At 40.3% G+C, this 25,708-nt stretch carries 19 protein-coding genes; 11 read left to right on the forward strand and 8 right to left on the reverse strand.

What is annotated here, in order from left to right; translation table 11 throughout:
• The first annotated feature begins 213 nt into the window (after positions 1 to 213).
• Entirely contained in the window at positions 214 to 1,989 is a 1,776-nt protein-coding gene (locus FHS59_RS11965; protein WP_184495374.1) for a sodium:solute symporter family protein, read from the forward strand.
• On the opposite strand, the gene gldD is transcribed toward FHS59_RS11965, so the two are convergent.
• Positions 1,990 to 2,562, reverse strand: coding sequence for a gliding motility lipoprotein GldD (gene gldD, locus FHS59_RS11970; protein ID WP_184495375.1), 573 nt, complete (start codon positions 2,560 to 2,562; stop codon positions 1,990 to 1,992).
• A 77-nt stretch (positions 2,563 to 2,639) separates the two neighbouring features.
• On the opposite strand from gldD, the gene FHS59_RS11975 reads away from it, so the two are divergent.
• Complete coding sequence (locus FHS59_RS11975; RefSeq protein WP_184495376.1) at positions 2,640 to 3,170, forward strand: DinB family protein; 531 nt, start codon at positions 2,640 to 2,642, stop codon at positions 3,168 to 3,170.
• Between the two features lie 158 nt (positions 3,171 to 3,328).
• On the opposite strand, the gene FHS59_RS11980 is transcribed toward FHS59_RS11975, so the two are convergent.
• The 3 genes from FHS59_RS11980 to FHS59_RS11990 form a co-directional block, all read right to left on the reverse strand.
• The gene (locus tag FHS59_RS11980; RefSeq protein WP_184495377.1) at positions 3,329 to 3,931 is read right to left on the reverse strand and encodes a nitroreductase family protein; all 603 of its coding nucleotides are present in this window, start codon (positions 3,929 to 3,931) and stop codon (positions 3,329 to 3,331) included.
• A gap of 64 nt (positions 3,932 to 3,995) precedes the next feature.
• The gene (locus tag FHS59_RS11985; protein ID WP_184495378.1) at positions 3,996 to 5,504 is read right to left on the reverse strand and encodes a S10 family peptidase; all 1,509 of its coding nucleotides are present in this window, start codon (positions 5,502 to 5,504) and stop codon (positions 3,996 to 3,998) included.
• A 32-nt stretch (positions 5,505 to 5,536) separates the two neighbouring features.
• The gene (locus FHS59_RS11990) at positions 5,537 to 7,777 is read right to left on the reverse strand and encodes a TonB-dependent receptor (protein ID WP_184495379.1); all 2,241 of its coding nucleotides are present in this window, start codon (positions 7,775 to 7,777) and stop codon (positions 5,537 to 5,539) included.
• 218 nt (positions 7,778 to 7,995) lie between these two features.
• Here FHS59_RS11990 and FHS59_RS11995 point away from each other — a divergent pair, with 218 nt between their 5' ends.
• From FHS59_RS11995 to FHS59_RS12025, 7 genes are all read left to right on the forward strand, one after another.
• Positions 7,996 to 11,100 (forward strand): PVC-type heme-binding CxxCH protein, encoded by a 3,105-nt coding sequence (locus FHS59_RS11995; RefSeq protein ID WP_184495380.1) that lies wholly within the window; start codon positions 7,996 to 7,998, stop codon positions 11,098 to 11,100.
• Between the two features lie 87 nt (positions 11,101 to 11,187).
• Entirely contained in the window at positions 11,188 to 12,381 is a 1,194-nt protein-coding gene (locus tag FHS59_RS12000; RefSeq protein ID WP_184495381.1) for an FG-GAP repeat domain-containing protein, read from the forward strand.
• A 160-nt stretch (positions 12,382 to 12,541) separates the two neighbouring features.
• Positions 12,542 to 14,590 carry an alpha-L-fucosidase gene (locus tag FHS59_RS12005; RefSeq protein ID WP_184495382.1) on the forward strand — a complete coding sequence of 683 codons (2,049 nt, stop codon included), beginning with the start codon at positions 12,542 to 12,544 and terminating at the stop codon, positions 14,588 to 14,590.
• Between the two features lie 112 nt (positions 14,591 to 14,702).
• The gene (locus tag FHS59_RS12010; protein ID WP_184495383.1) at positions 14,703 to 15,275 is read left to right on the forward strand and encodes a gluconate 2-dehydrogenase subunit 3 family protein; all 573 of its coding nucleotides are present in this window, start codon (positions 14,703 to 14,705) and stop codon (positions 15,273 to 15,275) included.
• A complete protein-coding gene (locus tag FHS59_RS12015; RefSeq protein ID WP_184495384.1) occupies positions 15,268 to 16,977 on the forward strand; it encodes a GMC oxidoreductase in 1,710 nt (569 codons plus the stop codon). The genes FHS59_RS12010 and FHS59_RS12015 overlap by 8 nt, the downstream gene beginning before the upstream one ends.
• A 369-nt stretch (positions 16,978 to 17,346) precedes the next feature.
• A complete protein-coding gene (locus FHS59_RS12020) occupies positions 17,347 to 18,891 on the forward strand; it encodes a hypothetical protein (protein ID WP_184495385.1) in 1,545 nt (514 codons plus the stop codon).
• 16 nt (positions 18,892 to 18,907) lie between these two features.
• Positions 18,908 to 19,375 carry a hypothetical protein gene (locus tag FHS59_RS12025; RefSeq protein ID WP_184495386.1) on the forward strand — a complete coding sequence of 156 codons (468 nt, stop codon included), beginning with the start codon at positions 18,908 to 18,910 and terminating at the stop codon, positions 19,373 to 19,375.
• A 345-nt stretch (positions 19,376 to 19,720) separates the two neighbouring features.
• Here the strand turns inward: FHS59_RS12025 and FHS59_RS12030 are convergent, their stop codons facing one another.
• Entirely contained in the window at positions 19,721 to 20,671 is a 951-nt protein-coding gene (locus FHS59_RS12030) for a pyridoxal-phosphate dependent enzyme (protein WP_184495387.1), read from the reverse strand.
• Between the two features lie 870 nt (positions 20,672 to 21,541).
• On the opposite strand from FHS59_RS12030, the gene FHS59_RS12035 reads away from it, so the two are divergent.
• Entirely contained in the window at positions 21,542 to 22,210 is a 669-nt protein-coding gene (locus FHS59_RS12035; protein ID WP_184495388.1) for a peptidoglycan DD-metalloendopeptidase family protein, read from the forward strand.
• Here the strand turns inward: FHS59_RS12035 and FHS59_RS12040 are convergent.
• Positions 22,207 to 22,977 carry a type III pantothenate kinase gene (locus tag FHS59_RS12040; protein WP_184495389.1) on the reverse strand — a complete coding sequence of 257 codons (771 nt, stop codon included), beginning with the start codon at positions 22,975 to 22,977 and terminating at the stop codon, positions 22,207 to 22,209. The two genes, FHS59_RS12035 and FHS59_RS12040, sit on opposite strands and share 4 nt — an antisense overlap.
• A 75-nt stretch (positions 22,978 to 23,052) precedes the next feature.
• Between FHS59_RS12040 and FHS59_RS12045 the strand changes: the two genes are divergently transcribed.
• Positions 23,053 to 23,529: a GNAT family N-acetyltransferase gene (locus FHS59_RS12045; protein ID WP_184495390.1), complete on the forward strand. Its 477-nt coding sequence runs from the start codon at positions 23,053 to 23,055 to the stop codon at positions 23,527 to 23,529.
• A gap of 110 nt (positions 23,530 to 23,639) precedes the next feature.
• Here FHS59_RS12045 and guaB read toward each other — a convergent pair whose 3' ends face one another.
• Both guaB and FHS59_RS12055 read right to left on the reverse strand, forming a co-directional pair.
• On the reverse strand, positions 23,640 to 25,118 hold the full coding sequence (gene guaB, locus FHS59_RS12050; RefSeq protein ID WP_184495391.1) for an IMP dehydrogenase: 1,479 nt from the start codon (positions 25,116 to 25,118) through the stop codon (positions 23,640 to 23,642).
• A gap of 135 nt (positions 25,119 to 25,253) precedes the next feature.
• The gene (locus FHS59_RS12055) at positions 25,254 to 25,706 is read right to left on the reverse strand and encodes an ABA4-like family protein (protein ID WP_184495392.1); all 453 of its coding nucleotides are present in this window, start codon (positions 25,704 to 25,706) and stop codon (positions 25,254 to 25,256) included.
• Between the last annotated feature and the right edge of the window lie 2 nt (positions 25,707 to 25,708).

The raw sequence follows: 25,708 nt of genomic DNA on the forward strand, positions 1-25,708 counted from the left end.
TCAAAATTTTTGAGAAACTTTACTTGGAAGCTAAGACATTTGGTCAAGGAGATAAAATTCAATTTGAAACCACTAAATTTTTTCTTTTTACCGCTAAATCATGCCAATATTATATCCAGATTAAAAAAATTAAATACATTAGTAAAAAATATTAATTAAGTTCTTTTCATTTTTAAAAAAAATGAGAAAAATGAATTCTAAAAACCCATAATTATGAATGTAACCGCCATTGATTGGGGCATCATTGCCGCCTTCTTTGTCATTTCCCTTTTGATAGGTCTTTTTACAGCTAAACAAGCAGGTAGTTCCGCTAAAGAATTTTTCCTTTCTGGAAGAAATATGCCTTGGTGGCTTTTGGGAGTTTCAATGGTTGCAACGACCTTCTCTGCGGATACCCCTAATTTGGTGACAGACATCGTTCGTAAAAACGGTGTAGCCGGTAACTGGGCATGGTGGGCATTCTTGTTGACGGGTATGTTGACTGTTTTTGTTTATGCCAAACTTTGGAGAAGATCTGAAGTGACTACCGATTTGGAATTTTACGAACTGAGATATTCCGGAAAAGGTGCTGCATTCTTAAGAGCATTCCGGGCTATTTACCTTGGTGTCTTTTTCAATGTGGTGATCATGGCTACCGTTTCTTTGGCAGCGATCAAAATCGGTGGTGTGATGTTGGGTTTAAGTCCCATACAAACTTTGTTGATTGCATCAATTGTGACTGTGGTCTATAGTTCCTTGGGTGGATTGAAAGGTGTTTTATTAACTGACTTCTTCCAGTTCTTTATTGCCATGATCGGTTCTTTTGGAGCTGCGTATTTCATTTTAGATCTACCGGAAATCGGTTCATTAAATAACTTATTGGCGCATGAGAATGTAGCGGATAAATTAAATTTCCTGCCTGATTTCACCGATCCAAACGTTTACATTCCATTATTTATCATGCCAATTGCCATCCAGTGGTGGGCAACTTGGTATCCAGGTGCAGAGCCTGGAGGTGGAGGATATATCGCCCAGCGAATGCTTTCTGCTAAGGATGAAAAGAATGCTATCGGTGCAACCTTGTTCTTTAACATTGCACACTATGCGATGAGACCTTGGCCATGGATTTTGATTGCCTTGTCATCTTTGGTGATATTCCCTCAGATTTCTGACTTGCAGGCAGCATTTCCAGATATCCCTGCAGATAAATTAGGTGATGATTTGGCCTATTCAGCCATGCTTACTTACCTGCCAACAGGTTTGATAGGTATTGTTTTGGCATCCTTGATTGCTGCGGTAATGTCCACGCTTTCTACGCACCTTAACTGGGGCTCTTCTTATATCGTGAATGACTTTTACCTAAGATTTGTCAAGCCAGAAGCTTCTGACAAGGAATTGGTATCTGTAGGTAGAATTTCTACCGTTTTGTTAATGGCACTATCTGCCCTATTGGCTTTGGCACTTTCTTCTGCTTTGGATGCTTTCAATATCCTTTTGCAAATCGGTGCTGGAACGGGCTTGATCTTTATTTTAAGATGGTTCTGGTGGAGAATCAATGCATTCACCGAGATTTCTGCCATGGCGATTTCTTTTGTGGTAGCGATTTTCTTTGAGGTGATCAACCCAAAAGTCAATTGGATTTTGATCCCAGAAAATCAGGCTTATTTGAAATTGATTTATAGTGTAAGTATTACTACCGTGGGCTGGTTATTGGTTACGTTTTTAACCAGACCTGAAAAGGATGAAGTTTTACTTTCCTTTTATAGAAAAGTCACTCCAGCAGCCTTTGGATGGAAAAAAGTGTTGGACAGATATCCGGCTGAGAAGCAGGTAATGGGCCAACTTCCAAAAGAAATCGGCCTGATGGTAATCGGTGCTGTGATGATTTACTCAGCATTGTTCTCTACAGGATTCTTTATTTACGGAAATATCCTGAGCGGATTTATAGCCGCTGCTATTTCTGTAGCTGGCGGGGTAATTATTATTAGATCCTGGAAAAAGCTGAATTAATTATTCTTGAAATTTAACGGAATTCATCAGGTGGGCCATGTCCACCTTGATGTATTCTATCACAGGAGCTAGCGAATCATTTTTCATCGCTGTATTAAAGTAAAGTGCTCCTCTTAAGAAATTTTTGGTAGAATCTGTGACAAAAAACTGGAACTGCGTAGGTACTTCTCCAGTTAATTCTGCGATGACACCGGTATACCCTTCAGGAGTGACAGCAACGGACTCCTGAATTCCATAAGCTTTGATTTGATGTTTGGCTGTCAGTTGGAAAGCATCACTGGAAAGTTTTCTAAAGCTTACCCCATCGCCGATTCTTTTATAAGTCAAATGCACTTTTGCACCAAAATCCACATAGTGTAAATTAATCCATTCATCTTCCTCCACATTAAAAGAGTCCGCTTCCACTTGGCTGTGGGCAGAATATTCTAATTGGTATGGATAGCCTTCTTGGAGATGTTGAAATTGATGAGCAGGCAAGTCAATCCGGTTGTATCCCGGAGGTTTTGGGAGATAACTTTCCCCACATGCTGCTAAACCTAATGCCATAGGTATATACAAAAGATATTTACGCATGGTTTAAAATTAGACAATAGGTTTGAAATGATGGGATAATAGATGAAATTTAACAAAAGAACCAAACCCTATATTCCATGAAAAAGGTAGTACGATTACTTACCGGAGCTGTTTTAGCTTCATTTTTAGTGCTTGCAGCGGGAGCTGTAAATGCCCAGACCACGATGGAGGAGTTTATGGCCAAGTGGGATAATACTAAAAAGTATACACTTGATATCCTGGATAAAATGCCGGATTCAGGGATGGATTACAAAACAGATCCAGCTGCAATGTCCTTTAAAGAGCAAATCCACCATGTCGGAAATGCAATTGTGGGAATTTCACAGGGCTTTTTGAAAGGAACTGATCCGGGCTTTGAGATCAATTTAGAAACCGCAACCCGAGCAGAACTAGCTGATTACGTTGGCAAATGCTTTGATTATGGTAAGAAAACCTTAGCTGCATTGTCTGCTGAAGATGCTGGTGAAAAAATTGAGGTCTTTGGCAATACCGTTTCAAGAAGACAAGTTGCAGCATTATTGATGGATCATACTTCACATCACAATGGATCTGCAGTCGCTTACATCAGAACTCAGGGAGCTGAGCCTCCTGCTTATGTAGGATTCTAATTTCCTGAATCAATCGAATCAAAAAAGGCAGATCTACTGATCTGCCTTTTCTTTTGTCAACCTGTGCGGAATTAAAATGTGATTTGATTGGATAAATCAAGCCTTCGACTCCGCTCAGGCTGACTAATTTGTTTTCGAGTCAGGCTCTTTTATTTATTTTATTCTGTAATCCAAGCGACTTTTTCATCCATGGAATCTCTTTTTCCCATTGGCCAATTTTCTACCGCAGGTTTGGCTACATAGAAAAATCCCATCAGCATATCCTCTCCTTCCAGTCCAAAATCTTCTCTTGCCTCAGGCCAGAAAGTAGGTCCGCCTGTTCCCCAATAAGCAGCAAGCCCATGCGCAGAGGCTGTTAAATACATGTTCTGTACGGCCATTGCCACTGCTGAAATTTCTTCCATCAAAGGAATGCCTTCAGATCTCTTCATCAAAATGGCAATGACATGAGACGCCTTCTGAGGATTATCTAAAAACTTATTGTAAGTAGCTTCCAAAAATGGAGTCCCGTTCTTTTCGGCTCTCATTTTATACATATCTGCCTGATATTTCCCGAAGGTTTTTAATCCTTCCCCTTTGTAGACGATGAATCTCCAAGGCTGAGTCAATTTATGTGTTGGTGCCCATCTGGCGTTTTCAAGCATTTCCTCAATGATGCTATCCTCTACAGGATCATTTTCTTTGAATTGTGCGACAAACATGGATCTACGTCCACGGATGATTTTATTGACTTCTTCTAAGTTGAAATCAGGTTTTTGCATGGTGATTAATTTTATTCTTTATTCCAAATCGGATTTTGAGACTTAAAAGTTCAAGCCTTCTTGATTATCGGATCAAATTTGTCAGGAATTCCCGGATATCTTTTGACAGTGCGTCAAAATCTTCCTGATGATTATACATCATATGGCCCGCTTCGTAATACTTCATTTCTATTCTCTCCTGTGGGAAATCATGTCTTGCAAACGTATACTCGGCGTCAAAAAACGGAGTGATCAAATCGTAATATCCATTCGCAACCATCACTTTCATCGCCGTATTTCTATGCATTGCCTCACTGAGTGATCTCGCTGTGCTCACATAGCTTGGTTCCCAATAAGCTCCATCCGGCACCGGTTTCCAATTCCAGTTTCCTCCCATTCCCACTGCAGATGAATAATAGGGGCGCTCCATTTTTACGGCCAACTCTCGGGTAAGAAAATCATTCCAAACAGCAGTATAAGCAGCACCAGTCATGTAGCTACTTGGGTCTCCTAAAACCGGACCTTCAGCTGCTTGATCAGTTTCTGTCGCAAAGTAGCGACCATCTAAGGTTCCGATCGCTTGTCCTTCTTCTCGAAGCAATTCTTTCTTGAAGCGATGCATCAGAATTTGATTATCTGATCTGAGGATAAAAGCTTTGTCTAACCCTGTGAAATAGGCCAGTTTATCCGCAATTGCGGATTTCTCAGCTTCACTTTGTTTTTCGCCTTTGTATAAAGCTGTTAGATAGGGACCGTAAGCAAAGTCTCTGGCTTCCTGTACAAAATCTTCTAGAGTTTTGCCCGAACCTGCTTTTTTATGGTACCAAGCCGTAGCAGCCATGGAAGGCAAATAAGTGAAAAAGGAAGTGATATTATCTTCCCAAGAAGACGAACCTGCATAATCAAGAGCTTGAGAAATCAAGACAATTCCATTGATTGCCATGGTCTGACCACCACCTTCAAGCACTTCGGCGATTTTCGCAGCACGGGTGGTGCCAAAGCTCTCACCTGCAATAAATTTCGGTGCTTGCCATCTTCCATGTTGAGTTACCCAGATTCTCATAAACTGGGCAATCGATCTCGCGTCTCCATTCAGACTCCAGAAATCCTCATTTTTACCTACTCCTTCCACCTGACTAAATCCAGTTCCTATTGGATCGATAAACACCAAGTCAGTAATGTCAAGAAGAGCCTGTGGATTATCCACAAAAGTGTAAGGAGCCGACCCATCGTCAACACTCGCATCGGAATCTGTCTTGACAACTTTAGGGCCGAAAAATCCCATGTGTAACCAAACGGAAGCAGAACCTGGGCCTCCATTAAAAATGAAGGTCACGGGTCTTTTGGAAGAATCTACACCAGTTCGGATGTAAGCAGTACTCCACATTCCAGCGGTCACTTCTCCTTTGCTGTTGCGGAGAAATGTCTCACTCACCACTGCTTTGTAGTCTACTTTTTGACCATTGAAAGTACCAGACATGGCTTTTTCAAACTTCAATGGATCTCTTGTGACTTCTATTGATTCTTCCTCCTGCGCAAAAGCGAAAAGTTGAATGAAAAGAAGAAAGGTGAAAACGGATAGAATCTTTTTCATGATTGGTGGTTTTGTGATCCTAAAATTTACAGTTAATAATTGAATCCTACTTTTATGCCTCCATACCAATTCCTGGTTGGAGCAGGTTGGTAATACCTTCCACCAAAAGGATTGAGGTCATTTCCAAGGGAATAGCTTTCGTCCAGCAGATTGTCAACTCCTCCAAATGCTTCAATTTCCCATGCTTTTCCGATCCATTTGACCCAACCAAAGCGGAGGTTTACCAAATTGTATGAATCTTGGTAGACAGTATTGGCATCATTTAGAGGCATTTTATCTGTAAACTGGTGAGTGAAATTCAGGTAAATTCCCGGAGCCGTTCGGAGGTCAATTCTGCTGACAACTGTATTTGGAGCAACTCCAGTCAGGTCATTTCCTGAATAATCGTTGTCTTGTTTTTGGTAGTCTTTGAATTTGAAATAATGTCCTGTGAAAGCTGTTCCAACTTTTAGATCAGAGAAAAACCCGGTATTGTTTTGGAGAATTGCATAATCAATTGCCACTTCGATGCCTTTTTGATCTGTAGCTCCGGCATTTCTAAAAAGAACCACACCTTGTTCATTGGTGTAAGTTGTAATCGTTTGTTTTAGCTGAAAATAAAAAGTTGTTGCTTCAATATTTAGGCGTTCTTTACCCAGTCTATAGCCCAATTCAGTATTTATACCTTTTTCCGCCTCCAAGTCGAGATTTAAACTTCCCTCATTGGTTCTCACCTCGTCGATGGTTGGTGGAGAGAATCCACTGCTTAAACTTGAGAATAGAGAAGAATACTGGTTTAGCTGATAATTGAAAGCAAATCTTGGGACAACAATCGGGTCAAAAGTTCGTGTTTGTACTCCCAATGGTCCTCCAGTTGCATCGATTTGACGGTCGATCTCAAAACTTGAAAAGTTTTCACTTAAACCAACCGTCATCAATAGTTTCTCGGAACCTTGCCACTCCGCTTGCTGGAACAAAAAGCCTTGGGTTGCGCGCAGCTTGTCAGCAAATCGTATGGTATCTGCTACGCCTCCACGATTTCCGAAATTTGTGGCTTCGGTAAAACTTGTCTGGAATTCACCACCTGCGATGATTCTAAGGTCTTTTCCTCCCAGTTTGCTATCTATTGTAAAAGTGGACCTTCCCCCGTAACCAAAACCCAACTCCTTTTTGTAATCGAGGTTAAAAGGGTTTTCAAAATCGTTCGTATTCAAATAGAGAACAGTATTATTCTTTGCTCTATTAGATATTTTATACAACTGTGCCATGGAAGCAAAAACAGATTGCTGGGCTATTGAGCTGTTTTGGGCTACAGATCCTGGGCGGGCCTGGGTTGGATCTTCAGCAAGCTGATCTGCATTTAAAGCTCCTGGAATTTGATAATTAAGGTCAGAAATCAACAATTGAGTTCGTATTTCTTGCTTTTCAGAGACAGGAAAATAGCTTCCTAGCTGAAATACTTTTCTGTCCATTGCAGACTGCTCTCTATAGCCATCTGATTTCTGTGTGACATAAGAAGCTTCAAATCCTCCGGCTCCAACTTGCTGGGAAATCCCCAGTCTAAAGCGTTTTAAACCAAATGATCCTGTCATAAAATCAGTGCTAATCCTTCCGCCATTTGGATTTGCCTGGCTTTTAAGATTGACTACGCCACCATTTCCAGCTCCATAAATACTTCCTGATGGCCCTTTGATTACCTCTGCAGTTCTGATGTTGGTGAGATCCAATAAATTCAAGGCGGTCGTTCCATCGGGAGAGGTAAATGGAACTTCATTCCAATAGACTTTTACATTCCTAACGCCGAAAGGTGCTCTCAAGGAACTTCCGCGGATAGAGATTCGATAGGAAGCTGGTGCTCTTTCTTCAATTCGGATTCCAGGTTTGGTGTTAAAAGAATTGACGATAGATGTTTCGTTAAACCTGCTAAAGTCCTTTTCTGAAACAAGAGAAATAGAGGCAGATTGTTCGAGAATTGGTCGTTCAGACTCAAAAGCTGAAACAGTAACAGCAGCAAGATTGATGCTGATCGGTGAAAGTCTGACCTCATGTTTCCCTGGGCCAAAAGTTGTTTCGAAAGATTCATAGCCTTCTAAAGCAAACGAAAATTTGATGGTTTCGTCTTTTGGGATTGAAACGATGCCGTTTGAGTCGGTACTAAGAATGGGCGAGCCTTGAGACTTCACCCGCACATTTTCAAGTGGTAAGTTGCTGTTGTTATCTATGATTTTTAATTCGATCTGTGCAGAGAGTTGGAGGCTTGCTAAGAATAGAATTAAGGTAAATGCCTGTTTCATGCTGGAAAAATAAAAGGAATCTTGGAGAGTAAAGCCAGATTCTTTGACAAAGGTTTCATTCCTACTTTTTAAGTAGGTTGTGAAAGGTATGGATTGTGCCAAAACGAGTCTAAATGTTTGGAAAATAGGGTGAAATGAGATACTTTCTATGGGCTTTTGTACTGAGATCCAATTTATTTCTATGAAAGCCTTTTCGACCCAAAATATCCAGTTAGCCTATGAAATCCATCCACCTATTTTTCTTAGGATTTACATTATTATTTGCTTGCCAACCAAAAGAGCAAAATGAATACGATCCAGATTCATACATAGATCCCGAACTTTTCAAAGATCATATTCGGGTTACAGATTATCAGACTCCAGAAGAAGAAATGGCCGGATTTCATTTGCCTCCTGGATTTGAAATAAACCTCTACGCTTCCGAACCGGATATTACCAAGCCTATCAATATGGAATTTGATGACAAAGGACGGCTTTGGGTGACCCATTCAATTGAATATCCTTATGAGGCATCTACAGGTTCTGGCACAGATAAAATCACGATTTTGGAAGATACAGATGGAGATGGGAAGGCAGATAAATTCACGGACTTTGCCAGTGATTTAAACATCCCAATTGGCATCATGCCAGTGAAAGGTGGAGCAGTCGCATACAGTATTCCGAATATTTATTTTTTCGAAGACAAGAATGGAGATGATCGATACGATGAGAAAAAGGTGCTTTTGGGACCTTTTGGACACGAAGATACCCATGGGATGATCAATAATTTTATGCGCGGAATTGATGGTTGGATCCATTCTTCCCATGGCTTTAGAAATACTTCTAATATCGCTGGAGCAGATGGGGATAGTATCCATATGACTTCAGGGAATACTTTCCGATTTAAGATTGATGGGAGTCGTGTGGAGCAAACTACTTATGGAAGAGTAAATCCCTTTGGCTATGCCGTAGATGATTTTGGTTATATTTATTCAGCGGATTGCCATTCTATGCCGATTTATCAAATCATCAATCAAGGAGATTACCCACATTTTGGCAAAAAATCCCCTGGACTTGGTTTTGGCCCGCAAATGATGGATTACCAGATTGGATCAACAGCACTTTCGGGCTTGGAGTATTACACGGGTTTAGATTTTCCGGAGGAATATCGAAACAGTTTTTACTCGGGCGATGTGGTAGCTTGTCGAGTGAGTAGAAACTCAGTAGAATACATTGGTTCTACACCTCAGGCGATCAAAGAAAAAGATTTTTTGGTCAGTGAAGATCCTTGGTTTAGACCTGTGGATATCAAAATAGGTCCAGACGGCGCTTTATATATTGCGGATTTTTACAACAGAATTATTGGGCATTACGAAGTTCCTTTAGATCATCCGGGAAGGGATCGGAAAAGTGGGAGAATCTGGAGAATTACCTACAAAGGTGATTCTGGAGAAAAAACGGATTGGTCTCAGGCAACAATAGATGAGTTGGTAGAAGGATTGGGAAGTGAGATTTTTCATCATCGAATGTTGGCTTCGAATCGTTTGGTAGATTATTCTGGCGAAGATGTAGTTGCGCCGATGAAGGAAGTTTTGGCAGACCCAAAAGCCAATTCCAAACAAAAAGTCCATGCCCTTTGGGTGTTGAAAAGGCTTGATAAACTGAGTTTTGATGAGTTGAGAAAAGCCTCTGAAAGTCAAGATCAAGAAGTTAGAGTTCATGCTTTTCGGATTTTGGGAGAGTATCCAACCTTAGGTGAAGAATATAAAAAGCAGGCTTTGGCAGGGCTTAAAAACTCAGATCCGCATACGCAACGTGCGGCGGCTGATGTGTTAGTCAAACACCATGATCAGATGGATATTCAGCCATTGATAGAAGCAGTTGAAAAAACTCCGATGAATGACTCCCATCTGAAATACACTTTATTGATAGCTTTGAGGGATCATCTCAGGGAAAGTGAAATTCTGGATCAGACTGTTACTCAAAACTGGAGCACAGAAGATGCTGCGGTGCTCATGGATGCTATGACGGATGTACCATCGTCCAAGGCTTCAGAGTTTATTTTTGCCAATCTGAAAACCCAAAATCCAAGTCATGATCGTACTGTTGCTTATTTGGAGCATGTGGGAAGATACATTCCTGAAGGGCAACTGAATCAGGCCATTTCTTTTATTCAGGAGAAATTTCAAAACGATCCTGCTGCTCAATATTCTTTGTACCAAACCATTCAGTCAGGATTAGGCCAGCGTGGAGGAAATGCTGCAAGCAATCAAATGAAAAATTGGGCAATATCTTTTGCGGGAGATTTCCTTAAAAATCTGGAAAATAAGCCAGCCGCCATCAAAGATCAGCCTTCTGCACATGCAGATGAAGAATATGAGTATTATGAAGAAATAGCGAGACAACAGGTCTTTGCGACACAGATTGCGAAAGAAAATAGACTGAATTCCTACGAACCTGGTCTTCGGGATTTATTAAATTCCTCCTGGGCAAAAAACCGTCCGAAGGCGATGGCGGGCCAGGCACTTTTAGAGTTGAATCCTTCAGAAAATGCCAGTTTGGTAGAAAGTAAACTTTTGGACAAGGATGCGGATCCAGCATTTCGTGAGGAATTGGCAAGAGCGATAGGAGGTTCAACTTATTCCGGAAGTTTCGCCATGCTTAATAAAGCTCTTCAAGAAGCTCCAAGAGGATTGCAAGTGGCAATAGCTACAGTATTTGTAAATTCAAATGAGGGAAGAAACAGCCTTCTTCAGGCTGCGAAAGAAGGAACGATTTCACCTAGAGTGCTTTTGGATCGACGCGTAAATGAGCAATTACTTTCGAAAATGAACCCTGCTCAAACTCAATCCTATGAAGCTTTGACGGAAGGAATGGCCTCAGTAGTTGAGGAAAGGCAAGACTTGATTGATGCTCGGTTGGCTAGGTTTGTACCTAAACCAGACATCGAAAAAGGGAAAGCGATTTTTATCAATACCTGTACAGTTTGTCATCAAATTGAAGGTCAGGGAGGGATTATTGGTCCGCAACTGGATGGAATTGGCAACTGGGGAAGAAGGGCTTTGACGGAAAAGATTTTGGATCCGAACAGAAATATTTCTCAGGCATTTAAAACCTATACGATTACCACGAAAGATGGAGACATGCTCAGCGGCTTGTTTAGAAGAGAGGAAGGCGAGCAGGAAATCTATGCAAATGCAGCAGGGCAGGAGTTCTCTGTTGCCAAATCAAATATCAAAGAGAAGAAAGTATCTCAATACACTTTGATGCCTGATAATTTTAATGAGTCCATTTCGGAGGAAGATTTTGATGCGTTGATCGGGTTTTTATTGACACAAAAATGATTGAAAAGTAGGCAGTCTCAGTACCCTGTCGCAGTGCAATCTCAATTAAAAAACTATTGAATATCACGGACTCTTTACCCAAAAACCATGAGAAAGAATCAAGTTACTTTCCTGTTATGTTTAGGATTTGGTATAAGCCATTTCTGTGAAGCTCAATTGATGGCCGATCGGGATAAAAGTCAAGATATTCCTTTCAAAAAGACCGTTTTATTCACTGATTTTGTATCCGAGGGAGTTGCTGTTGGAGATGTCAATAAAGATGGAAAATTAGATGTGATGGCTGGGCCATTTTGGTTTGAAGCCCCCAATTGGGAAAAGCACGAGATTTATGAACCGAAATTATATGTGCCCGAAAAAGAATGGAGCAATTCGATGTTGAATTTCGATCTGGATGTAAATCTGGATGGTTGGATAGATTTGATTCGGGTGGATTTTCCTGGTAAAGCCGTGTACTGGCATGAAAATCCAAAGGGTGCCGATGGGCATTGGGAAGTTCATATGATCCATGAAACAGTAGGGAATGAGTCCCCGAATTTTGTAGACATAGATGGTGATGGAAGAAAAGACATCCTTTGTGGAGATGTGACCAATAAACAAATGATTTGGTTGAAAGCCCCTACAAAACCAGGTGAAACAGGGTGGGAAAAATATACAATAAGCCAGCTGGAAACACCGGGAAGTGAGAATTTTTCACATGGACTTGGATACTCTGACATGAATGGTGATGGAAACCCCGATGTGGTAATCAGGGAAGGTTGGTGGGAAAACCCTGGTGATCCAATGCAATCAAATTGGAGCTGGCATCCATCCAATTTAGGAGAACCTGTATCTCATATGTATTCCTATGACTTCAATCAAGATGGATTTGCGGATGTATTCGCTGCCTCAGCTCATGAGCGAGGGATTTGGTGGTATGAAAATCTTGGAGATGGTTCCAATCAAAAATTTGAAAGGCATTTGCTTACTGAGGAAATGTCTGAAACCCATGCAGTCGCTTTCGAAGATCTCAATGGAGATGGTCAAAAAGATTTTATTACCGGCAAACGGTATTATGCCCACATGAGAGAAGGAACGGGTGCTTTGGAACCAGCCTATTTATACTGGTTTGAGTTTGTGCCTGGGGCAAGTCCAAAATGGAAAGCACATCAAATTGACGATGACTCAGGAGTCGGACTGAATGTGGTCGCGAAAGACATCAATGAAGATGGATTGCTGGACGTGGTGATAGCCAATAAGAAAGGGATCTTTGTTTTCGAACAAATGGAGAAACCATCAAAATAGCTGGAAATAATCAACCCTTTTCTGAAAGGGAGGGGAAGTCGTGAAATCGGAAAGTTATTTTCTTTTATTATTTTTTCGAAAAACTATCTGGCTCTTCCTATAATTTTTTCTTTATTTTCTGCTGTATTTTAGGTAGTATGCTCCCTCAAATTCTGAATTCATGAAAAAATATATTTTACCTGCATTATTGCTGGGTCTTACCTTTTGTCAAGAAAAGGGAGAACCTGTTACCCCTGTAGAGCCGACACCTGCCCCAAGGCAAATTGCTTGGCAGGAATTGGAATATTACGGATTCCTGCATTTCAATATGAATACTTTTTCTGATCGGGAATGGGGATTTGGGGATGAAAAGCCAGAGCAGTTTAATCCAACCGAATTGGATGCGAGACAATGGGCTAGGGTAGCAAGTGAAGCAGGTATGAAGGGCTTAATCATCACGGCCAAGCATCATGATGGATTTGTGCTTTGGCCTTCAGCTTACACAGAACACTCTGTGAAAAACAGCCCTTGGAAAGATGGAAAAGGAGATTTGATCAAGGATTTATCAGAAGCCTGTAAGGAATATGGGTTGAAATTCGGTATTTATTATTCTCCATGGGATAGAAATCACCCTGATTACGGAAAGCCGGAATACATTACCTACATGAGAAATCAGTTGACCGAGTTGCTGACGAATTATGGGGAAATTTTTGAAGTTTGGTTTGATGGAGCCAATGGTGGTGATGGGTATTATGATGGAGCAAATGAAACCAGAAAAGTAGATAAATTGACCTATTATAAATGGCCTGAAGTTTATGAATTAGTGAGAGAATTACAGCCAAATGCTGTGATGTTCAGTGATGGTGGACCAGATGTGAGATGGGTTGGAAATGAGCATGGGGAAGCTTTCGAAACTAACTGGGCAAATTTGATGCGAGATTCAGTCTATGCAGGAATGCCTGATTATCCTCAGAAATATGCGCCAGGTCAAGAAAATGGGACGCATTGGGTGCCAGCTGAAACCAACGTTTCAATTCGTCCGGGATGGTATTATCATACCTATGAAGATCATAAGGTCAGAAGCTTGGCAAACTTGGTGGATATTTACTACAATAGTATTGGCCGTAACACTTCTCTGTTAATCAATTTCCCAATTGATACCCGTGGCTTGATCCATGAAAATGACGAGGAAGCCATATTGAAGTTGGGAGAAAAGGTGAAAGAAGATTTTGCTGTGAATTTGGTCTCTCAGGCTGTTGTGTCTGCGTCAGTGGAAAGAGGATCAGATTTTCAGGCAGAATATGTACAAGATGAAGATTACGAAACTTACTGGTCTGTTCCTGATGGCCAAAAGTCTGGAAGTTTGGAGATCGATTTTGGTAAGCCAACTGTTTTCAACCGCTTGTTGATTCAGGAATATGTGGTCTTGGGCCAAAGAATTAAGTCTTTTTCACTGGAGAAAGAAGTGAATGGAACCTGGGAAAAAGTAGCGGAAGGGACTACAATAGGTCATAAGCGAATTTTAAGATTCCCAGATACGAAAGCGCAAAAAATCAGAGTAAACTTCCTGGATTCCAAGGATGTTCCTGTGATTGCTGAAGTTGGTATATATCATGCACCAAAACTGTTATTGCCTCCTACTGCCAAGCGTGCTACTTCCGGTGAAGTAACCTTGACCGCACCTGATACTAATTTGGAGTTATACTACACTTTAGATGGTAGCACTCCAACGAAGGAAAGTCAAGCCTACAGTTCCCCAATTCCGGTAAATGAAGCTACCACCTTGATGGCAAGTTCTTTTGATCCTGCCACAGGAAAAATGAGTGATCCGGTTCGTTTGGATTTAGATTTGCCAAAAGCTGGCTGGAAAGCAATAGGAACAGCAGATATGAAAGCCATCGATGAAAACTCCAATAGTTACTTCACCAGCGAAAATGGGATGCTGACGATTGATTTGGGAGAAAAAATTGAAATTCAGGGCTTTAGTTACATGCCAATGCAGGCAAGATATCCAAGTGGGATTATCACCAACTTTGAGTTTCAGGTGAGCGAAGATGGCAAGTCTTGGAAAACTGTTTCTTCTGGAGAATTTTCCAACATAGTGAATAGTCCTATTGAGCAATTGGTGCGTTTTGAGCCAGTAAATGCTGAGTTTATTCGCTTGAAAGCAGCAAAAACTGCCGATGGAAATGGTGCTACATTTGGAGAGGTCGGAGTATTAACAAAATAGGCAGGGTTATTAGATTGGGCAATTTCAAGCCAATGGTCATAAATCAATAGATTTTCATGTCCTTTTTGGTTACATTATTTGCCCGATTTAATCATACCCAAAATACGAATCTATGAATAGAAGGATTGCCCTGAGGCATCTGGCTTTGATTTCAGGAGGATTGGCATTTATCCCTTCCTGCGATTTCAGTTCAGATGATATCCTCACAGCTTACAATAATCTGAAAATCACCCAGTCCCAAAAGCAATTGCTTGGGGATATATCCAATGTCATTATTCCAGCCGGAGAAATAAAAGGAGCACTCGATATTGAAGTGCCGGATTTTATATTGGTCATGGTCAATGATTGTTTGAATTCAGAACAGCAGACGTTGTTTTCTACAGGCTTAGCGGCATTTCCAGACTTCGCAAAACAGTCCGGAGGTGGGAATTTTGCCAATTTGAATCCAAAAGAAAAAGAAGCGATAATCCTCTCTGGCCAAAATTTGGAAGGGGATGAAACCGAGAAAGGTGCCGAAAATAAAGCGATTTCTTACTTTTTAAATACCACAAAAAGATTGACGATTCAGGGCTATATGGCCTCTGAGTACATCCAATCTGAAGTAATTCCTTATTCCCTGATCCCTGGAGCTTACAATGGTTCTGTGTTGATTTCGGATATCCAAAAACCTAGAATCAATGGCTAATTTAAATATCAGAAACAAGCAGGAGCGGACTTACGAAGCCATCGTGATCGGTTCTGGAATCAGTGGGAGTTGGGCAGCAAAGGAACTCTGTGACCTTGGAGTAAAAACCCTGATGCTTGAGCGTGGAAGAAATGTAGAGCATAACAAGGACTACCCGACAACCAATATGCTTCCTTACGAATTTGAACATCGTGGGCAAATCACCCAAGCTGAGAAGGAAGCAAATCCAATCGTCAGTAAGTGTTATGCCTTTCGTGAAGACGCTAAACACTTCTTTGTCAAAGATGCTGAGCATCCTTATGTACAGGAAAAGCCATTTGACTGGATCCGTGGCTATCAGGTAGGAGGAAAGTCTTTGCTTTGGGCAAGACAGGTGCAGCGCTGGTCAGACTTTGATTTTGAAGGACCGGCAAGAGATGGGTTTGCAGTGGATTGGCCGATACGATACAAGGATATTGCTTCTTGGTATAGCCATGTGGAGAAATTCGCGGGTGTTTCAGGTAACAAAGACGGATTACCCAATTTGCCTGATGGTGAGTTTCTACCTGGATATGATCTAAATATTGTGGAGAAGCATTTTCAGGAGCAACTGAAAAAAGCTTATGGCAACGACCGCCACTTAATTTCTTCTCGATGTGCACATATTCATGAACCTAGGCCAGAATTTACAGCGCAAGGCAGAGCTTTCTGTCAAAATAGAAACTTGTGTCAAAGAGGTTGTCCATTTGGTGGTTATTTCAGTTCCAACTCCTCTACGATCCCTTGGGCTTTGAAAACAGGGAATCTGACATTGAGACCAGATGCGGTGGTTCATTCCATTATTTATGATGAAGAAGCTGGAAAAGCTACTGGAGTACGAATCATCGATGCGAATACCAAGGAAATGGAGGAGTTTTATGCACCGGTGATTTTCTTAAATGCGGCAGCATTGAATTCCAACTTGATTTTGATGAATTCCACTTCAAATCGTTTTCCAAATGGTTTAGGAAATGACAATGGTCTTTTGGGTAAATATGTGGCGTTTCATAATTACAGAGCACAAGTTTCCGGTCAATATGAAGGTCATTTAGAATATACCACTTCCGGTGGAAGACCAACCAGTGCATATTTCCCAAGATTCCGAAATGTGTACAAACAGGAAACGGATTTCCTTCGAGGTTATGCTGCTGGTTTCTCTGCAAGCCGAGGTGTAAGGCCAAATACGGAAGGCATCGGAATGGACCTGAAAAATAGTCTGCTTAATCCAGATCAATATGGACCATGGTATGTGGGTTCGCATATGATGGGAGAGACCATTCCAAAGGAAAGCAATTATGTTGCTTTGGATCCAAACTTGCAAGATCCTTATGGCATGCCTCAGCTGAAAATCAGTGTGGATTACGATGACAATGATGAGAAGATGATCAAGGATTATCAGGAGCAGATGTCAGAGATGTTTGAGAAAGCTGGTTTTACGAATATCCGTGTGAATGACGATCATCGTCAACCGGGATTGGATATCCATGAGATGGGAGGCGTAAGAATGGGGAAAGACCCGAAAACTTCGCTTTTGAATGCCAATCATCAGCTTCATGCCGTACCAAATGTCTATGTGACGGATGGTGCAAGTATGACTTCAACTTCTACCCAAAACCCTTCCTTGACTTATATGGCTTTTGCGGCGAGAGCAGCGCATCATGCGGTGGCGGAAAGCAAGAAGTGAAGTCAGAAAGCTAAAGCTTGCCTACCGAAGGTAGGTGAGAAGTCTAAAAGTAAAGTCAGAAATCTAAAGTGAGAAAGCTGAAACTGAAATCTGAAAATGGAATAAGAGTCATTTCGACTGGAGCTTGCGAAAGGAGCCTGCCTTCCGATGGTAGGAAATTTCTTATAATTAACTTAATCATAAATACCCTCTTGGAAGCAATTCTGGGAGGGTTTTTAATTAAAAAATGAACTAATTCTTGTTTGGTATTTTTTAAACTATCATTTTAAAGAAGTTTTCAATTAGTAACCTAAACAAATTTTATGAAAAACATTTTACCCCCCCCCCAAGTACAAAAACCTGATTAATTATTCTTCAGGCTTATTTTTGATGCTATTTTTAGTGACATCTTTTCTTTTTACTTCCTGTATAGAAGAACCAGAAGCTCCAAAAATCCAAACAGTAGAAAACGATCAACTGGTGAAAATCAAAGCCTGGTTTGAAGAGAATAAAACGAAACTGAGACTTCCTGAGCGAGGTTCTAATTTCAGATCAGAATCCCAGGAATTGATTTTGCCATTTTTTGAAAAAGAACCCGATTGGGATAAATTTCATCATTACTATTTTCCGGATGGCAGAGAGGTTTTTGAGGTGTCTTTAGAAAATGCTACAAAGTATTTTCCGAAAAGTTTTTTAGATAGCTTTCCAGATCAAGATGCATCAAAGTTTATAGTCCAAAATATAATGTTTATAAAAGATGTTGCCAGTGATAGGTTTGACCCCCTAATTGCAAGGTATTATCCTGGAGATGAATATTCAAAAAGTAAAATGAAAAAAATCTTCTTTAGTGGGATAAACGAATATTGGTCTGGTAGAATTGATATTTTTACTTATGATGAACATCATTTTGTGGGATTTGAAGTGTTTGAAAGTGAAATTAAAAAATCAATTAGATATGGAGTAAATAACAATTTAAATTCTAGAATTGCTGGTGATTGTCAGGTTTATACAAGAGAAGTTGTTTGGGTATCAAATGAACCCGGAGATCCAGAAGATGATCCATATGGTTATGGCACGACTTATCATTCCTTGACAATAACTGAGGTGTCTTGTACTGGAAGCATGGGAGAGAATCCTCCTCAAGGAACAATTTATATAGATGGAGATCCATATTATGAGTTTGGTAATGGGGAAGAAGGGTGCCCTGATTGTGATTATATTATTCCAGTAATTTCAGATCCTGGAAGTATTATTCTAAATCAATTAACTAATCCCTGCGCAAGTGGTATTTTAAAACAATTGTTAAAAACATCTAACATAAAGTCAAGCGTTGGACATCTCAATCAAATGAATGAAATAGTTCAATTGTTAAATAATGCAAATGACTTTGATTTCATTGTTAAAAATGGAGATTTAGCAAATGGTACTCAACGAGAAATAGTGTTTAATTTATCTACTGGAAAAAATGAGGTAACCATAAATTTAAACAATGCCTATTTAGAAAGTGCAACTAGATTATCTATAGCTAGAACTATTCTTCATGAATCAATTCATGCATACTTATTATATGTCGGATGCGCTCCTCAGGATGAAGGGATTTTTTATAATGTCATGATGAACTATGCTTATTCAGAAGGTCTCATTATGAATGATATTCATCATGGCCTTATGTCGCAGTTTGTAGATGCAATTGGATATTCGCTTAATGAATGGAATTCCAAATATGGTGGCGCAAACAGCATTCCAAGAGGTTATTTTGATGATATTGCATGGGGAGGTCTTTCAGCTAAATCTTTTATTAATGAGACAGGGCAATATGTCTGGTACCCCTCTTTTAATGTTCTAATTACTTCTGAAAGTGAACGAATTCGAATACATAATAATATTGTACATGAATTAAAAAATGATGAATATGCTAAAAGTGATCCTTGTTAATTTAATTTTCTTTGGCATGACAGAAACTCAGCTCGAGTCTTCCAAAGAATATGAATTAATCAATTATTTGGTATGTGAGAAAGATGATTCAGTATTTATAGATGAGCGTTTTATCTCCTGGAATGAAGTGGGTTACCACTCATATAATGAAATAAATGTTATTAACATGAAACTTGATAGAGAATTCTATGAAGACCATAAGCAACAAATTGATCAAATTATAAATCCTACCATCCAACAAAAAGTCGAACCAGATTTTATAAAATGCAAGGTTAATTTGAACAGGACAATATCCTTCTCGCCTAAAAAAACAATTTATTCCTATTCCTATCCAATGCTTATGAGGGGTGAAGACCAAAAACTTTATGGAGTTATAATTGAAAGGAGGACCTTTGAAATCGATAATTATTCAAAGATTAAGGTATTTAAAAAACTTAAAGATTCTTGGGAGTTGGTTTATGAGAATCTAATTTCATTCTCCTAATTGAATTCAAATTTAAACAGCCCAAGTCTTTCGATTTGGGCTGTTTTTGTATAAGAAAAGTGATTTTATCCAATCTGCTCTTCGGGATTTGCAATCCCGAAGTTCTTTCCGAAGATTTTTAATCTTCGTTTTTGCAGTTTTTGTTAGGTGAAAGACTAACTAATTGAAATTTTCAAATTTCCGGATTAGAATTCCTTTGATCTAAGTTCAGGATTGCAAATCCTGAACAGCGCTAACAGCACTAATATATGAACCCTAATTGCGCTGATATTTGGCTTTACTTTTCTATACGCTTAAAAAACCTTTGCGAACTTTGAATTTACCTTTGCGTGCTCTGCGGTAAACTCAAAAAGGCAATTTTCCCAAATCCACATTTCCACCGGAAAGGATAATCCCTACCTTTTTTCCTGCAAAGCGGTCTTGATTGGCTAATAAAGCTGCTAATGGTACCGCACAGGAGGGTTCGATCACGATTTTCATCCGCTCATAGATCAGGCGCATGGCTTCGATAATCTGTGGATCAGTGGCCAGAAGAATATCTGCAACATAATTCTGGATCAGTTCGAAATTCAAAACTCCTAAGGATGTCAACAAACCATCCGCAATGGTATTCGGCCTTGATTGCGGAATGATCTTTCCTGCTTGAAATGATTGAAAAGCATCATCTGCACCTGCTGGTTCTCCGGCGATTACTTCTGTTTTTGGAGAAAGGTAATGTGTCGTCAAGGCTGTACCACCAAGCAATCCTCCACCTCCAACTGGAGCCATGATGATGTCTAAGTTGGGTTGATCTTCAAGCAGTTCCAATACACAAGTGGCCTGTCCTTCGATCACATCCATAAAATCGTAAGGAGGAATAAATGTCGCTCCGGTTTTGGCCACCACTGCCTCCAAAGTTGTTTCTCTTGCTTTGAGATTCGGTTCACACTCGATGATTTCCCCACCATAACCTTTCACTGCTTTCTTTTTGATTTCAGGTGCATTGGAAGGCATCACAATATAAGACGGAATACCAGCCACGCTTGCCGCTCTAGCCAAAGCTGCTGCGTGATTGCCGCTACTATGTGTTGCCACTCCCTTTGATTTCTGCTCTTCGGTCAATTTCACCACTGCATTTGCTGCTCCACGGGCTTTGAATGCTCCGACCTTTTGAAAGTTTTCGCATTTAAAGAAAATCTCGCAACCTGCAATTTCATTGATGGCAGTGGAGGAAAGAATCGGAGTGCGATGAATAAAAGGCTTGATTCGGGCATGTGCTGCTTTGATGTCAGCAAGAGAAGGAAAGGTCTGGCTCATGGCCTGAAATTAGGGAATTGGAGAGAATTTGTGAATTAATTTTTTTGTCAGAAAACGAATCTAACAATGATGTCAGCCTAAGTCTTAACTATTCTTCGAACATACAAAAAGGGAACAGTCATAGTTGGCAGGGAATAGTGTTTATTTGGAGAAGCAAGAATCATCTTGAAATCTGCATAGAAAATAACTTACTTCCTCTTTGGTACTTTTGAGGCCAAAAGTACCCAAAAGCCTCATCCCTAAACTCTCCTTCAAATCGGTTATAAATCAAGTGATTAATTCAATTCGTTACGATTTGATTTTTTCGCTTTGGCATCTCCTAAAAATCGGCGGATCTCCCTCGTACCTTGGGAGCTAGCCGATTTTTTAACGGAGCTGCCATCCGCTCAAAAACCGGATAGTTTAAGGGAATTCCTCCAAAATTCGATTAAGCTACAAAACGACATTTCAATTTAAGAAGAATCGTTAATTAGACGTGCGGTGGGAGGATTTGGCAGCGGGGCAGGCGAAGGCTTTGTGTGGTGGAAGCTTTGCCAAATCTTGATTTTTTCGTCCTTTTGCATCAAGGCAAAAGGACAAAGGATACAAATAGCAAAAAGTTTATTTGGAGAGGCAATTATCAACTAATATTGATTCCCATTAACAAGGAATAAAATTTTGAATGTATTGATTTTTCAAAATTTAAGTTAACCTGTCATTTTTAGCACTTGAGAGTCGAGAGTCTCGAAATCGAGGGGTCCTCGACTCCGCTCAGCCTGACACCTTGAATAGATTTAACCAATCGCCTATAAAACAAAACCACATTAACAGCTCCTTTCAAATTGTTTCTCATCCTATTCAAACAAATCCCCAGAGTTTTTATCTTCAGGCATGAATTGGAAAGCCCTGAAATTTTTCCCTGTCATGGGAGAAGCTTTGACAGCAAGTAATACTTCGAAATTGGATTTTAGCCCTGCCAATACCGAGTTGGAAAACATCGATTTGGGCAATACAGCAGCGTTTGATGCCTATGTTTTTTCCCAACTTTCTGGGAAAAACAAAAAATATGGAATCGGTGGATACTTTGAGCATCGGGCGATTTATAGAAGATCGGAGGTATTTGCCACGCAAGAATCAGATTTCCGAAATATCCATTTGGGGGTTGATATCTGGACCGAAGCTGGGGCTGAAGTTTATGCTCCTTTTGAAGGGAAAATTCATTCTTTTCAGGACAATGCAGGCTTTGGGAACTATGGACCCACGATCATTCTAGAACATGAGATTGAAGGGGAAAAGCTCTTTTCGCTATATGGTCATTTGTTTTTAAGCGATTTGGAAAAGCTTCAGGTCGGGCAAAAGATTAAAGCGGGAGATTTACTTTGTCATGTCGGACCATTTCCGGAAAATGGGGATTGGCCGCCACATTTACATTTTCAACTCATGCTCGATATGCTAGGGAATGTTGGAGATTTTCCTGGCGTTTGTTCCCAGCGGGAAGTAGAAAAGTATCAGAAAATTTGCCCTGACCCAAATCTGGTCTTGAATTGTCCTTTGATTTAGGTATTAGACTTGGTAATCAAGCGCAAACCTTCTAAGGTTAAATTCCTATCTATTTCATCAAATACCTCCGTTAGCGGTGTTAAAACGGAAGACAATCCACCTGTAGCAACCACTATGTATTTTTCTTTTGTTTCTTGCTCGATGGTTTCGATCATGCCCTTGACCAATCCGGTATATCCATAAAGAATCCCTGATTGGATCGCATGAATCGTGTTTTGTCCCAAAGCAGACTCTGGCATTTTCAATTCCACATTGGGAAGTTTGGCAGTGTTATGAAACAAAGAATTGATTGCAGTCCGTAATCCTGGTACAATATTGACGCCTTTGATGGTCCCATTTTTATCGACTACTGTAAATGTCAAGGCCGTACCAAAATCCACGATTAGAACCGCTTTTTGGAATTTCGAGTAGGCAGCCATCACATTGCACATCAAATCTGAGCCTATTTCGTTTGGCTTGAGAGAAGTAACCGGGAGATTTTTATAGCTTTTTGGCTGGATCAGATAAGGTTCGGTGCCAAAGTAATTTTCGCAGAACTGAATTATTGTTCCATTGATTTCAGGAACTACTGAGCTGAACCCGATTTTTGAAATATCTGAAGGGGAGATGCCATGTTCCAAAAAATAGAGCGGCACCTTTTTGCTGAGTTGGGAAATTAGCTTTGATCCTTTAGTATCTACCCTGAAATGATTTGTCCATTTCTTTTCACTTTCCTGATAAAGGGCAAAAACTACATTGGAATTTCCCGCATCTATTGCTAAAAACATTGTTTCTTTGATTTGATTAAATTTAACCTTTCAAAAAAGGAAAATCCAAATTATAACCACCTAATCAAAATAGAAATGTATTCATTAAGAGAAGGTCAGATAGATGATCTCCCAAGGGTTTTAGAATTGATTCAAGAGTTAGCCTTGTATGAAAAGGCTCCAGAGCAGGTTACCAATACCTTGGAGATGATGAAAGAAGATGGGTTTGGTCCAAATCCTGTCTATGGAATGTTTGTCTGCGAAAAAGACGAAACCAAAGAAATCATCGGAATTGCCATCTATTACTATCGATATAGCACTTGGAAAGGAAAGCGACTTTATCTGGAAGATCTGGTGGTAACTCAGTCAGAAAGAGGTAAAGGTGCAGGCAAATTGCTTTTGGAAAGAACGATGGCCAAATCACTGGAAGACGGTTGCACGGGGATGATGTGGCAAGTGCTTGACTGGAATGAGCCAGCGATTAACTTCTACAAGAAATACGGAGCTGCAATAGAAGGTGGCTGGTACAATGTCCATATGCAGGATTATGAGATCAAAGAGATTCTGAACTAAGGGAATGTAATCTTCGTCTCTGCTCGGATTGACAAATAAAAATCTTTTGAAAATTCAATAAAAAAATCCGGCTTGAGGGCCGGATTTTATTTTTGGAGGAAGTATTCAACTTATCCTTTTAAGCTATAGTTTGGAGCTTCTCTTGTGACGCTCACATCGTGTGGGTGAGATTCTTTCACGCCAGCAGCAGTGATCTTCACGAACTTGCCATTTTTCTGAAGGTCTTCAATGGTTTGCGTTCCACAGTACCCCATTCCTGCTTGTAGTCCACCTACCAATTGGTAAAGAACTTCAGAGACAAGACCTTTGTAAGGAACTCTACCTACGATTCCTTCTGGTACCAATTTCTTGATATTATCTTCTGCGTCTTGGAAGTATCGGTCTTTTGAACCTGATTCCATTGCTTCCAATGAACCCATTCCTCTGTAGGACTTGAATTTTCTTCCTTCGAAAATGATCATTTCTCCAGGAGCTTCCTCTGTTCCTGCCAAAAGAGATCCGATCATAATAGAGCTACCACCAGCAGCGATGGCTTTTACCAAATCACCGGAATAGCGGATACCACCATCAGCAATGACTGGAACACCACGATCTTTCAATGCTTCAGCACATTCGAAAACTGCTGAAAGCTGAGGTACACCCACACCAGCGATAATTCTGGTAGTACAGATAGATCCAGGACCTACCCCAACTTTCACAGCATCAGCTCCAGCGTCTGCCAATGCAATCGCTGCTTCTGGAGTAGCAATATTTCCAACGATCACTTCCAGATCTGGAAATGCATCTTTAATTTTTCTACAAGTATCTATTACTCCTTTAGAATGTCCATGGGCTGTATCAATAGAAACCACATCCACGCCAGCACTTTTCAATGCCTCTACTCGCTCTACGATATCAGCAGTAACTCCTACAGCTGCTCCTACTCTTAGTCTTCCGTATTCATCCTTACAAGCATTTGGCTTGTCTTTTCTTTTGAGAATGTCTTTGTATGTAATCAAGCCAGTCAGCTTGTCTTCTTCGTCAACTATCGGAAGCTTTTCGATTTTGTATTCCTGAAGAATTTCTTCTGCTTGTTCCAAAGAAACTCCAGACTTAGCTGTGATCAGGTTTTCAATCGTCATGATTTCTCTGATCGGACGATTTTGATCTTTGATGAAACGAAGGTCTCTGTTTGTGATGATTCCTTTTAGGATTCTGTTTTCATCTACAACAGGGATACCACCGATATGATATTCCCGCATGATGGTTTCTGCATCACGAACTTTAGAGTCGATGTGAAGGGTAATCGGATCCAGGATCATTCCTGCCTGAGAACGTTTCACTTTTCTCACTTGAGCAGCTTGCTGGTCGATGGACATATTTTTATGGATAAATCCAAGACCACCTTCCAAAGCAATAGCAATGGCTAATTCAGCTTCAGTAACCGTGTCCATCGCAGCGGAAACCAAAGGAATGTTTAATCTGATTTTTTTGGTGAGTTGAGTGGAAGTATTCGTGTCTCTTGGTAGGACTTCAGAATATCCAGGGACTAAAAGCACGTCGTCGTAGGTGAGTGCTTCGTAAAGGAACTTGTCGGAGTTTCGATTCATGGCAAATATTGGTTGTAGGTAACCCTATTTGCCCGTCAAAATTACAAACAAAATTCTTTATCAAACTAATCTCAGGCAAAATAAATACCGAATCTTCACAGAAATTTCCCTAAAAAGGAAAGATACTTCTTGAATTCAAGAAATTGTGTGGCTTGAAAATGGTTCTTGAATCAATTTTCGGGAATGAATAACCCGGATAATGATATACAAAAGTAATCCGGTAGGCCCGGCCATAAATGTAAGTACCAAACAAGGCAATAAAATCCAACGGTTGATTCCTCTTAGGTCGGCATTGTAGGAAATCCACATTCCTACAAACAGGTCAAAAATCAAGTAATGTATCCATCCAGCCAATAATGCCGCATCGCTTGAAAAGAGCTGTTTTACATTAGCCAAAGTATCAAATCCGCCTCCGTTTCCATCACCCATTCCCTTTACGAAAAAGAATAAATAAGCCCCACTTAATAGGACAAAAATAAAGCTAAACAGGAATTGGTATACCCATCGTTTTTGGTACAAAACAAATAGGAATATCCAACATAAAAATGCGAGCGAATTGGCTATCGTAAAAATCAGTTCTAACTTCATTT

Origin of the sequence: Algoriphagus iocasae, from assembly GCF_014206875.1 — a bacterium.
Lineage (GTDB): Bacteria > Bacteroidota > Bacteroidia > Cytophagales > Cyclobacteriaceae > Algoriphagus > Algoriphagus iocasae.

Excerpts from the sequence above, each read along its gene's own strand:
- gldD (WP_184495375.1), bottom strand. The coding sequence starts at position 2,562 with ATGCGTAAATATCTTTTGTATATACCTATGGCATTAGGTTTAGCAGCA.
- FHS59_RS12055 (WP_184495392.1), bottom strand. The coding sequence starts at position 25,706 with ATGAAGTTAGAACTGATTTTTACGATAGCCAATTCGCTCGCATTTTTA.
- FHS59_RS12005 (WP_184495382.1), top strand. The coding sequence starts at position 12,542 with ATGAAAAAATATATTTTACCTGCATTATTGCTGGGTCTTACCTTTTGT.
- FHS59_RS12010 (WP_184495383.1), top strand. The coding sequence starts at position 14,703 with ATGAATAGAAGGATTGCCCTGAGGCATCTGGCTTTGATTTCAGGAGGA.
- FHS59_RS12020 (WP_184495385.1), top strand. The coding sequence starts at position 17,347 with ATGCTATTTTTAGTGACATCTTTTCTTTTTACTTCCTGTATAGAAGAA.
- FHS59_RS11990 (WP_184495379.1), bottom strand. The coding sequence starts at position 7,777 with ATGAAACAGGCATTTACCTTAATTCTATTCTTAGCAAGCCTCCAACTC.
- FHS59_RS11965 (WP_184495374.1), top strand. The coding sequence starts at position 214 with ATGAATGTAACCGCCATTGATTGGGGCATCATTGCCGCCTTCTTTGTC.
- FHS59_RS12015 (WP_184495384.1), top strand. The coding sequence starts at position 15,268 with ATGGCTAATTTAAATATCAGAAACAAGCAGGAGCGGACTTACGAAGCC.
- FHS59_RS12000 (WP_184495381.1), top strand. The coding sequence starts at position 11,188 with ATGAGAAAGAATCAAGTTACTTTCCTGTTATGTTTAGGATTTGGTATA.
- FHS59_RS11995 (WP_184495380.1), top strand. The coding sequence starts at position 7,996 with ATGAAATCCATCCACCTATTTTTCTTAGGATTTACATTATTATTTGCT.
- FHS59_RS12045 (WP_184495390.1), top strand. The coding sequence starts at position 23,053 with ATGTATTCATTAAGAGAAGGTCAGATAGATGATCTCCCAAGGGTTTTA.
- FHS59_RS11985 (WP_184495378.1), bottom strand. The coding sequence starts at position 5,504 with ATGAAAAAGATTCTATCCGTTTTCACCTTTCTTCTTTTCATTCAACTT.
- FHS59_RS11980 (WP_184495377.1), bottom strand. The coding sequence starts at position 3,931 with ATGCAAAAACCTGATTTCAACTTAGAAGAAGTCAATAAAATCATCCGT.
- guaB (WP_184495391.1), bottom strand. The coding sequence starts at position 25,118 with ATGAATCGAAACTCCGACAAGTTCCTTTACGAAGCACTCACCTACGAC.
- FHS59_RS12040 (WP_184495389.1), bottom strand. The coding sequence starts at position 22,977 with ATGTTTTTAGCAATAGATGCGGGAAATTCCAATGTAGTTTTTGCCCTT.
- FHS59_RS12030 (WP_184495387.1), bottom strand. The coding sequence starts at position 20,671 with ATGAGCCAGACCTTTCCTTCTCTTGCTGACATCAAAGCAGCACATGCC.
- FHS59_RS12035 (WP_184495388.1), top strand. The coding sequence starts at position 21,542 with ATGAATTGGAAAGCCCTGAAATTTTTCCCTGTCATGGGAGAAGCTTTG.
- FHS59_RS12025 (WP_184495386.1), top strand. The coding sequence starts at position 18,908 with ATGACAGAAACTCAGCTCGAGTCTTCCAAAGAATATGAATTAATCAAT.
- FHS59_RS11975 (WP_184495376.1), top strand. The coding sequence starts at position 2,640 with ATGAAAAAGGTAGTACGATTACTTACCGGAGCTGTTTTAGCTTCATTT.